We start from the raw sequence: 2,454 nt of genomic DNA on the forward strand, positions 1-2,454 counted from the left end.
ATTTTTCATTGTCTATAAAAAACTCTGAAAATCTTAATGCCTGTCTGCCGATATAGGCAGACAGGCATTAAGATTTTCAGAGTTTTTTATAGACAATGAAAAATTTGTGCCTTGCATCTTATTCATTATCTTTGTTTCTTGAAAAAAATGTATTTATAGCCCCCCCCAATAGCTTGTCTTTATCAAATTTTGTAATTTTGCATTTTTATAAAGATAGTTATTAAATCAATTTAGCAACACAAATTATTTTTTATTAAATAAAAAAGAATGGCAAAACAAACAGAAATAAAAGAACTTGGGGAATTCGGATTGATTGATTTTCTCACAAAAAATTTAAAAATCAAAAACGAATCAACAGTAAAGGGTGTAGGAGATGATTGTGCTGTTATTGAAAAAGGAGAAAAACAAACAGTTGTTTCTACTGATATGCTTGTTCACAAAGTACATTTCGACCTGATGTATTCTCCTGTTAAGCATTTGGGATACAAATCTATAATTGTAGGTATTTCCGATATTTACGCAATGAATGTAAATGCTGAGCAAGTGCTAGTTTCCATTGCTGTTGACAATACAATTTCTGTTGAGCTACTTGAAGAACTTTACAATGGAATGATAACAGCCTGTGAAAATTATAAAGTTGATTTAGTGGGAGGCGATACTACAACAATTCCTCAAGGACTAATAATAAATATAACAGCAATAGGTTCTGCAAAAAAAGAAAAAATTGTTTACCGCAAAGGTGCTACAAAGAATGAAGTAATTTGTGTTACAGGCGACTTAGGAGCATCTTACATTGGTTTGCTTATTCTTGAAAGAGAAAAGGAAGTTTTTATTGAAAATTCTGAAATAAAACCTAAACTTGAGGGACATGATTACATCCTCAAACGTAACCTAAAACCTGAAGCCCGCAAAGACATAGTTAAAATGTTTGATGATCTTAAAATAAAACCCACCTCTATGATTGACATTTCTGATGGTTTAAGCTCTGAGCTTTTGCATATTTGCAAAAATTCAAAAGTGGGTTGCAAAATATTTGAAGATAAAATTCCTATTGATGAAGCAACTTATAATACTGCACGGGAATTAAATTTAGATCCAACAATGGCTGCTCTCAATGGAGGCGAAGATTATGAATTGCTGTTTACGATAACTCTGGAAGATTTTGAAAAGATTAAAAACAATTCTGATATTACAGCAATAGGACATATTACCGATGAAGATTATGGTGCAAAACTAATTACAAAATCAAATAATGCACATCCAATAAAAGCACAGGGTTGGGAGTCGTTTAAAGAATAAATTTCCTAAAAAAATATTAGAGGATTATTTTCACCATCTTGATTTATGCTTTGTAGGATTAGGAAAAAATATTCTTTACTAAAAAAACATAGAGAGAATACCAAAAAAAGCTACAAATATAACTGTATCAGTAAGTACACCTGCACCAACACCCTTTGCTGCACTATTTAATTTTTCCTTTTTAGCCTGCTTTGCATATCCTTTTTTGTAATCCTCATTTTGCAAAAGGTCATAATCAAGAACTATAAAATTATCTTCGTCAGCATTAATTAAACTAATAGTCCCACCGAGAGCAAAACCAACAGGGGGGTGTAAAACAGTTATAGCATAAGTTGCCCAGAATATTTCTTTAGTATTAAAATACTTTTTTGCATCTTGCTTGCCTAATAAAAAATTATGTTCAGGATTGCCAGATAAATTTAATTTTGAACTGTTAGAGAAAATTTCCTCAAAACCGTTTTTGAATTTTATTTTAGACACTTTGGTGGAGCTAATAACTTTTACTGCACTTCCCATTTCTTCGGATAAAGTATATTTTATGTGTAATGGACTTATTTCTTTTACAGTTACTGATATTATTTCTCCATTATTGAAATATATTTCATCCGATTCCTTTTGTTGGAATATATTTTCATCTAATTGTGATTCATTATAAAATTCTTCTACACCATTTTGATATTTAATTCTATAAATTTGAGTTAATAAAATAGAATCTGATTGCCCATTTTTCAAGCTATCAACAAAAATAAATTTAACATTTTCATTGTTTACCTCAGTGATTTTTGCAACTACTTCTTTTCCGTTTATAGTAAAAATGTGGTCTTGTGCTTCTAAAGTCAAAAAGCTAAAGACACAAAACATTAAAAGTATCGTCTTTTTCATAATATAAAATTTATGAGTAGAATATAATTGATGTCAAAAATAATAAAAATTAATGACTTTGTTAAAAAAATTTTATAGTCCATAATTTTAAACATAAAAAAATGCCATGCTTACTGGAGTAAACATGGCATTTTAATTCAATTAAAAAAAATATTTATTATTTCAAAAATACTTTTTCAGTAATAATATTACTTTCTGTTATAACTTTTACAATGTAATAACCCTGAGCATTATCAAGAGTTATTTTATTTATTGTATTTCCTTTAAGTTCTT

Annotated in this window: 2 protein-coding genes; one reads left to right on the forward strand and one right to left on the reverse strand. The window is 28.8% G+C overall.

Translation table 11 applies throughout. The features are described 5' to 3' along the window. Window positions 1-267: 267 nt before the first annotated feature. The gene (gene thiL / locus U9R42_09640; GenBank protein ID MEA3496284.1) at window positions 268-1,299 is read left to right on the forward strand and encodes a thiamine-phosphate kinase; all 1,032 of its coding nucleotides are present in this window, start codon (window positions 268-270) and stop codon (window positions 1,297-1,299) included. A gap of 78 nt (window positions 1,300-1,377) precedes the next feature. Here the strand turns inward: thiL and U9R42_09645 are convergent, their stop codons facing one another. Beyond that, window positions 1,378-2,181: a hypothetical protein gene (locus U9R42_09645; protein MEA3496285.1), complete on the reverse strand. Its 804-nt coding sequence runs from the start codon at window positions 2,179-2,181 to the stop codon at window positions 1,378-1,380. Between the last annotated feature and the right edge of the window lie 273 nt (window positions 2,182-2,454).

Source organism: Bacteroidota bacterium (assembly GCA_034723125.1).
In the GTDB taxonomy this organism is placed as follows: domain Bacteria; phylum Bacteroidota; class Bacteroidia; order CAILMK01; family JAAYUY01; genus JAYEOP01.

Excerpts from the sequence above, each read along its gene's own strand:
- U9R42_09645 (MEA3496285.1), bottom strand. The coding sequence starts at position 2,181 with ATGAAAAAGACGATACTTTTAATGTTTTGTGTCTTTAGCTTTTTGACT.
- thiL (MEA3496284.1), top strand. The coding sequence starts at position 268 with ATGGCAAAACAAACAGAAATAAAAGAACTTGGGGAATTCGGATTGATT.